At 39.6% G+C, this 8,254-nt stretch carries 6 protein-coding genes; 4 read left to right on the top strand and 2 right to left on the bottom strand.

The genetic code is table 11. The annotated features are described in order from the left end of the window. The first annotated feature begins 798 nt into the window (after positions 1–798). Both ACFFAP_RS02895 and ACFFAP_RS02890 read left to right on the top strand, forming a co-directional pair. Positions 799–1,065, top strand: a complete 267-nt coding sequence (locus ACFFAP_RS02895; RefSeq protein ID WP_375509807.1) for a hypothetical protein — start codon at positions 799–801, stop codon at positions 1,063–1,065. Positions 1,066–1,237: 172 nt separating this feature from the next. Next, positions 1,238–1,654 carry a HetP family heterocyst commitment protein gene (locus ACFFAP_RS02890; RefSeq protein WP_375509812.1) on the top strand — a complete coding sequence of 139 codons (417 nt, stop codon included), beginning with the start codon at positions 1,238–1,240 and terminating at the stop codon, positions 1,652–1,654. Between the two features lie 784 nt (positions 1,655–2,438). Here ACFFAP_RS02890 and rpe read toward each other — a convergent pair. Then, positions 2,439–3,146: a ribulose-phosphate 3-epimerase gene (gene rpe, locus ACFFAP_RS02885; protein WP_375509806.1), complete on the bottom strand. Its 708-nt coding sequence runs from the start codon at positions 3,144–3,146 to the stop codon at positions 2,439–2,441. 158 nt (positions 3,147–3,304) lie between these two features. On the opposite strand from rpe, the gene ACFFAP_RS02880 reads away from it, so the two are divergent. Both ACFFAP_RS02880 and ACFFAP_RS02875 read left to right on the top strand, forming a co-directional pair. Further along, positions 3,305–4,900, top strand: coding sequence for a S8 family serine peptidase (locus tag ACFFAP_RS02880; RefSeq protein WP_375509805.1), 1,596 nt, complete (start codon positions 3,305–3,307; stop codon positions 4,898–4,900). A gap of 429 nt (positions 4,901–5,329) precedes the next feature. After that, a complete protein-coding gene (locus ACFFAP_RS02875) occupies positions 5,330–6,661 on the top strand; it encodes a serpin family protein (RefSeq protein ID WP_375509804.1) in 1,332 nt (443 codons plus the stop codon). Positions 6,662–6,812: 151 nt separating this feature from the next. Here ACFFAP_RS02875 and ACFFAP_RS02870 read toward each other — a convergent pair whose 3' ends face one another. After that, complete coding sequence (locus ACFFAP_RS02870) at positions 6,813–7,988, bottom strand: AI-2E family transporter (RefSeq protein ID WP_375509803.1); 1,176 nt, start codon at positions 7,986–7,988, stop codon at positions 6,813–6,815. Positions 7,989–8,254 lie beyond the last annotated feature (266 nt).

Here is an 8,254-nt window from a genome sequence, read left to right as displayed (position 1 = left end):
AACTAAGCTATTTATCATTACTAACTGATAATCATGAAATAATTCACAAGCAGTTTATAGTGATTTTATTTAGATAGGCTAAAGTTATATTTATTGTAAATTAATAAATACAAAACCAATATATATAATTTTTTCATTGAACTTATTAAAAAATATGTTCAATGCTATGGGTGCGAACGTTTTTTCTTATTGAAATTTTCTTATTTTTAGAAGTTGTTTTACATCATAGTTAATGGTAGTATTTTCTAGCGACTCGACAATAATAAAGGGTTTAAATTGAGATTGTATGGGGGGTCATACCCCTCATTAATTAGCAAGGGAGGACAAAATTAAAAGTTGCACAATCCCCAAGTACGTATCTAAATACATTTAGTAAATTTAGCTTAAAATCTACTAATTTAGTAGATGACATTAACGAAAAAAAATAGTATAAATACGAATGGCATTGTTAAAGATAAAAGATAAATAAATTTTTACCACTACTCAAAAAACTATGGAAATTTGCCGGAAAATGCTTAATTCAGCAGTAGTAATAAATACAGCACTTTTAACAGAGAAAGTTTATTGAATTAGGAGTTGAGAAAGTTTTAGAGGACAAAACTGCATCTACCAAGAGCTACGCCGAGACTTTTTTCCTACCAGTCAGATGAGAAGACAAAAGATAAATTTTTACCTTTCAGTTACTAACAAGCTATAAGTACAGTTTCCTCAATTCATCGGAGAGAATCTGGATAGTTAGGACTGAGCAGCCAACAAACTTGATTAAAAACAATCAAGTTTTTAATCAAACGTTAGTTCATGAAAAAAATCATCAGGTCAAATGCAGTCGAAACCTCAAGCCAAGGGGACAGTTCAGGAATGAATCTAGATAATTTGTATCCCTACTACAAGCTAGCTCTTGCCAAAACTAGTTTACTAGGGGAGTTATCAGCCAAAATTACTAAAACTCTGCTCAATAGCACCAAGGTAAAGCTTAAACAGCAGAGAAGTTTCAGCCTGTATCTTTACCATTCAAAGCTACGAGAGCCAATCAGAGTTTGGGAAAATTATGTACGCGTCTGTTGATTTATAGATTTTTATCCCTCGTCAATATCCAACACCGCCAAATTGCTGATAATTACCTGAAAGCGATTCAACAGCTGCAAAAAGGTTAGTGCAGTTTGTAACCCTCAATTGAAACATCAACAATCGCAGAAATTTAACTAGTTTACTTCATCCAAGATAACTAAACACTATGATGAATCAAGACATTGCTGGTATTAGTAGTAACTTAGATACAACAGTCAAGGCTCAACAATTTGACAAAGTAGTTGAAGCAATTATTGCTGGAAAGTACTCCTGGGCATGTGTTTTAATGCTACGTTTTGCTGGTTATAATCCTCTCCATTACATTCCGTACCGTACTTACAATCGATTGCTCAAAGAAAACTCTCAAACCAACAGAACAAAACAACAGCAAAGTGAAAATATAAAAATGCTGAAAGATTCAAGACCTGCTTATCTTGAAGTGGTTGGAAAGCAAAAAACAGAAATCCGTGGTGGTAGTTTAGACCAGAGATTGGGACAGCCAATTAACGAACATCAATCAAAAAAATCGCCATTAAAACCAGAAGGTAGCCAAGATATTTCCTTGAAACGCTGTGGAGTGAATTAAAAACAATTTGGAATCCACAGATTCTGCCCTAAAGTTGATTGAGTGTCTGAGAGCCTACTATGCTAATTTAAAATTTATAGCATGGTAGGTTTTATATAGCAGTGATTAATTTGATATTTTTTTGCAAAAATCTGCCAAAATAGCAAATATATACTGACGAGATTGGTAAACTAATAACAACTACAACTTCAACCAAAATAGAGGTGATTGGCGGCAAACAATTTAATTTTAATAAATAAAATCAATGATTAGTTCTGACTATGAAATCAATCAAACTGATTACAAAAGTAGTCAGCATTTCATGGAGTAAATAACTCCTATACCAAGACCAACAATACAACCGTTGCTACTGGTGGTTCTTTTTCTGAGGAAGTCTCAGCAAAGAGAATTTGGAGAGGTGGATTTCCCCAATCCAAATTTTACCCAGCTTTCATCGACTGCAGACGATGGGAGTAATGCTAATAAAACTTTCTATCCTGTGGTTGGTGTTGCTTTAATTAAATATTGCAAACGCTTAACACCAATAACAGGAACGGAAACAGAAAAGTTACGGTAAAATCGTTGTCGTAGCTGGTAGAACTATTAGGTCATACGCTTCTCTTTCGACTATTGTAATCCTAGTCCTCCCAACCTGGATTATCCTGCTTTCTAAATTTTCAATTTATATAGAAACAACTGGAAGTTCAAAATTTGAATAGCTTCCAGTTTTTTATGTGTAAATAAAAATAGGGTGAGCAATCTGCCCACCCTACTTTTTCTAGAGAATAATTAATCCAAAAATCAATTAAACCTTAGCTAATTCTGGGGTAGGACGCTTGCTGTTGCGAATTGATGTAATAGCCTCAGCATAATCCTTAGCGTTAAAGACAGCTGAACCGGCGACAACTGCATTAGCTCCCGCTTCCAAAACTTGCCAGGTATTATTTGCCTTGAGTCCTCCATCCACTTCAATCCAAGGGTCAAGACCGCGTTCATCACACATTTGACGCAGCTTGCGGATTTTGGGTAATACACCAGGGATAAAGCTTTGACCACCAAAACCAGGGTTGACGCTCATAATCAGTACTAAATCGCACAAATCTAGAACATATTCAATTAGCTCTAGAGGGCTACCAGGATTAAGTACAACTCCAGCTTTCTTACCAAGCTCTTTAATTTGCCCCAAGGTGCGGTGCAGGTGTGGGGAAGCATTATGCTCGCAGTGTACGGTGATATGATCAGCACCTGCCTTGGCAAAATCCTCTACATACTTTTCTGGCTCCACAATCATCAAGTGGACATCTAGTGGCTTGGTTGTAATCGGACGAATCGCCTCCACAATCAGAGGACCTATCGTAATATTGGGTACAAAACGACCGTCCATTACATCAACATGAATCCAATCTGCTCCAGCCTCGTCTATGGCGCGAATTTCGTCACCCAGACGACTAAAATCGGCTGATAGGATAGATGGAGCAATTACAATGGGCTTTTGAGATCGGTTTTGGGTCATGGCTAGTGGGTTTTAAGCGTCCTCGTCTGTAAGCATTGTAACAAAACATTGAGCAAGACTCATAATTTTGACCCCGGATTTTTTGGAAGTGGGGAATGGGGGAGAATAATAACTTCTAACTCTTGACCAATGACTAATGAACTAATGACTAATAACAAATGACTAAAAAACTAACCTGGATAATTTTGGGATTAAGTGCTTCTTGTCTGAGTGCCCCGGTAATTGCTTCGGCTTTAGAATCTGCTCTAGGAACTAATGGCATTGATGCTCTGAGGCTACACCAAGCTCCTTATAATTTAATCGGTCGCAAGATTGCTATTGGTCAAGTGGAAATTGGCCGGCCTGGAATGTTTGGGTGGGATAAGGCGGTGTCTAAAAATCGTGCTATATCAATAGCCGCGGTGTTCTTACGCAATGGGCCAGCTAAATCAAATAGTGGTGTTGACCCCCACGCTTACAATGTCGCTGGGATGATGGTGAGTCAAGACAAAGCTTTGCCGGGAGTTGCTCCGGGAGCGCGACTGTATTCGTCTGCGGTAGGTTCCACTAAAAATATGGGTCAGCCAGAAGAGTGCTTATCAGCCCAGCACATAGCTCTACAAAATGGTGGCGATGTCCGGGCCATTAACTTTAGCTTCGGTGAACCTCTGACCCGCGATCCTAGACCAGAGGCTACTTTAGACGGCAATGCTTTACTAACTTTATGTGTTGATTGGTCTAGTCGCGTTCATGATGTTTTGTATTCGATCGCAGGCAATCAAGGTAAGGGAGGTATTCCTATTCCTACAGATAATTTTAACGGAATAAATGTGGCTTTTTCATCTCGCCGAGGGGGGGTTTTTAATAAAGTAGATGTGGCTAATCTGGCGGGTGCTAACCAAGGAGTGAGCGGAAGGCTAGCTGGAAAGGAATTTAATATTGGTGACCGTCGTGCTATCGGTTTAGTTGCTCCTGGGAATAATATTCCTTTACTCAATCCAGATGGCAAAGCGAACAAGGTTACAGGTACCAGTTTTGCAGCGCCTCAAGTTACGGCTAGTGTTGCTCTGTTGCAAGAATTTGCTGACCGACAGATACGGACAAAACAACCACACTGGAGCATTGATGCTCGCCATCATCAAGTAATGAAAGCTGTATTGCTGAATTCAGCAGACAAAATCCAAGATAGCGGTGATGGCTTGCTGTTGGGAATGAGCCGGACGCTAATTGATAAACAAAATAAAAACTGGCTAGATTCTGATGCTTATAAAGATCCAAAAATTCCCTTGGATGCCCAAATGGGAGCGGGTCATTTAAATGTATTTCGCGCTTATCAGCAATTTAGTAGTGGTCAATGGCAGCCATCAACGGCTGTACCTGCCATTGGTTGGGATTATCGCACAGTCAATGCTGGAACGTCTGTTGACTATATATTAGCAAAACCGTTAAAGCAAGGGAGTTTTGTTGCTATTACTTTAAGTTGGGATCGATTGGTAGAACTCAACGATAAAAATAAAAACCAGCGATATGACGTAGACGAAAATTTCCGCGATCGCGGTTTGAATAATCTCGACCTATACTTAGTAAAAGCTAATGCTCAAAATTCAGATGCTAGTGCTGTTTGCTCCTCAATCAGCCAAATCGATAGTGTAGAACATATTTTCTGCCCCGTTGCTGCTACTGGCGATTACAAAATCCGCGTCCAGTTTCGTCAAAAATTAAATGAAGTGACTCAACCCTATAGTTTAGCTTGGTGGAGTGTACCTATTAATTGAAACAAAACAGTACAACTGTTATCTGTGTCAACCTTACAGCGTTTTTCATTACCACACTCTCCTGTAAGGTAGCACAGCCGTGTGTCACTAAAAAAGCTTGTTATTTCGTGAACTGAAAAGCGTGATTTTATCTTTAAAAACCAAGAGCGCTGGTTATTTTGTGATTAGGTAGTCTAAAATACTTTTTATAGATAAATAAAAAACTCCGAAAACTCGATATTTTCCATGATTCGTCTGTATAGCCGCCTCAATTAGTCATTAGCAACTCTAATAAGTTGTGTTTAATTCCTCTCAGCTACTAACTTGCTGTTACAGTTTCTGTAACAGTCCCATTTTTCTATTGGAGCAAATGCAATAGTTAATCATTGACACAGTGTCTGCGTCAACCATAATCACAGATTGGGAATCTTTGGCAAGTGAGGTGGTAAGATGAATCCGCAGAAATATAGTAGTATGAGAGAAAATTTCATGCAAAGACGTTACGGTGTTAGTCTAGGCAGACGCTATGCTATGGCAGCCGCAAGTGTTGTTTTATGCAGTGTATTAGGGTATTCTCAAGTTGATAGTAATAAAAGTGCCCTTGCCCAATCTGGTTTACCTCAGCCAGAAACTCCATTGCAAAAAAAAACACTCAAGACTGATACAAAAATTGTTGAGTCTAGCAATAAGTTTGGCTTCAAACTGTTTTCAGAAGTTTTGAAAAAGGATCGGGATCAGAAGAATGTTTTTATCTCACCTTCGAGTGTTGCGATCGCTTTAGCTATGACCTACAACGGCGCTAGTGGCACGACTCAACTAGCGATCGCAAAAACTCTGGAATTACAGGGGCTGAATCTATCAGAAATCAACTCTTCTTACGCGGCGGCATTAAAGCAGCTTTTAGACAATTCTGATCCGAAAGTACAACTGAAGATTGCTAACTCACTTTGGGCAAAGCAAAATTTTAGCTTTCAGCCAGACTTTATCCAAAGAATACAGTATTTTTATAAAGCTAAAGTCAGCAATTTAAATTTTCAAGATTCCAAAGCGCCTAGTATTATCAATAACTGGGTAAAAGAGAATACTAATGGCAAAATCGATCAGATAATTGAAAAAATTGAACCCAGTCAGGTGTTGTTTTTAATTAATGCCATATATTTCAAAGGAAAATGGAGCAAAGAATTTGATAAAAGTCAAACTGCTCAATACCCTTTTTATACTACATCTGGCAAGCCAAAACAACACCCGATGATGTCACAAAGTGGTGACTATAGATACTATGAAAGCAAACAGTTTCAGGCAGTTAGTTTACCTTACGGCAAAGATGGTAAATTTAGCTTTTATATTTTCCTGCCGAAACAGAACTCTAACCTGAAAGCCTTCTATCAAAACTTGAGTGTTGAGAACTGGGATAAATGGATAACTCAGTTCAGCAAACAAAAAGGGTTTATTCGCTTACCCCGCTTTAAAAGTGAGTATGATGTTACTCTCAATGATGCCTTAAAAACTTTAGGCATGGAAGAGGCTTTCAGCAGCAAAGCCAATTTTTCCGGCATGGGTAAAAATCTTAGCATCAGCGAAGTTAAGCATAAAACTTTTGTTGAAGTGAACGAAGAAGGCACTGAAGCGGCTGCGGCTACTTCAGTAGGAATAGCATTAACATCTTTGAGACAGGAACCAGAACCATTCCAAATGATTGTTGACCGTCCCTTCTTCTGTGCCATTAGGGATAATCAGACGGGAAGGGTTTTGTTTATGGGTTCTATCATTGACCCACAATGAGCAGGCAGAAGGAAGAAAGGTACAAACCAAGCCCAATTGTGGGCAAAAAGTTAGAAACATTCTTTTCGAGATGCACAGCACGAGATAAAGATATGTTATTGCTCAAACCTCTCCCATGAAGGGAAGAGGTTTCCTCCTGCCTTCTGCCTCCTTAAGGTAATGTTGCTTCAGAAATACTCAGAGTGTTTTTAGCGTCAGCTTTCGGAGAATCGTTTGCTGCAATGGGTACAGTTATTTCCCCAGTGGTGCTGTCGTCTGTCTCGCTGCTTAGGCTCCCAGGACGCAAGGCGCTTAAAGCGGTCTTAATCACAACAGCTGTGGGTACTGCCACTATTACACCCAACAGTCCGCCAATTCTTGCCCCTGTCAAGACTGAAATTAAAATCCAAACTGGATTTAAACCAGTAAAGCTGCCTAAAATTCGGGGGGCAATTAAGTTTTCGAGAATTTGCTGCACAATTACTGCTGCTATCAAGACTCTCACACCCATTGAAAAATCTTGCAGCGCTACCAGTAGTGTAGTTAGGGCGATACCTACAGAACCGCCAAAGGGGACGAGAGCCATCAAACCAATAGTTAGGCCAAATAGTAGACCAAATGGCACTTTCAGCCACAAAAAGGTAGGAATCAGGGCTGATGCCATACAGGTAGATAAAATCAACTGGGTGATGAAGAAATTTTGGAAGCTTAGGCGGACTGTTTTGGAAAAAGGATCGCGAAATTTATTAGGTAGCCATTCGACTAAACTTTGCCACAGTTCACCTCCATGCTGTAAAAGGTAGAAAGTCAAAACCATCGTCAAGAGAATATCTAGCAGGCTAGTGACTGTAACTACTGCCAGATTTAAAACTTGTCCAGCGATCGCTTGCAGTTGTCCCTTGACGCGATCGTTGATTTGCACTACCAGAGCATCGAGGTTAATCGGTAAACTATAAGTCTCAGCTTTTTCGTTTAATATCATTAACTGAGAGCGCCCAGAGTCGATTAACTCTGGTAAACGAGCCACCAGTTGTTGAGCTTGGGTAAGGGCTAACGGAAAAAGTGTCACACCCAAGGCTAATAAAATCGATAAAGCCAAGAGAAATACTAAAATAGCGACTTGCTCTCGCCTAGCACCATGATGCTCCATCCAGCTCACGGGGTAGTTGAGCAGAAATGCTAGCACTGAGGCTCCAACTAAAATGACTATGAGAGAATGGAAATAATTAAAAAATACCGAAAGTGCCCAACCATTTAGAACTAGTAGCGGCAGGAATAACGCGATCGCCCCGATTCGCGCTATTGGTGTAAATTTTTGCCACCAGTCGAGTAGCTTGCGTGTCTGCATTTTAAGCTGATTGCTGGATAGAACTAAATAAAATCTTTCTTTACAGATTATTATCTCTAACTATATAAGTCTTATTCATCCTTCTAGTTTAGGAGTTAGACTAACCCAAATGGAAAATTTTGAACCGAAAGAGAATGGGGACTCTTTACTAGGGACTGGGGACTCTTTACTGGGGGAAGAAGAGGGACAAGGGGGACAAGGGGGACAAGGAAGAATTATTCAAGAAGTCTCTCCTTTGTCTGCTTCCAATCCCCAGTACCCAATCC

This window comes from uncultured Nostoc sp. (assembly GCF_964245575.1).
Lineage (GTDB): Bacteria > Cyanobacteriota > Cyanobacteriia > Cyanobacteriales > Nostocaceae > Nostoc.
The sequence above is the reverse complement of the archived record's forward strand: the minus strand, read 5'-3'. Positions and strand labels throughout refer to the sequence as shown.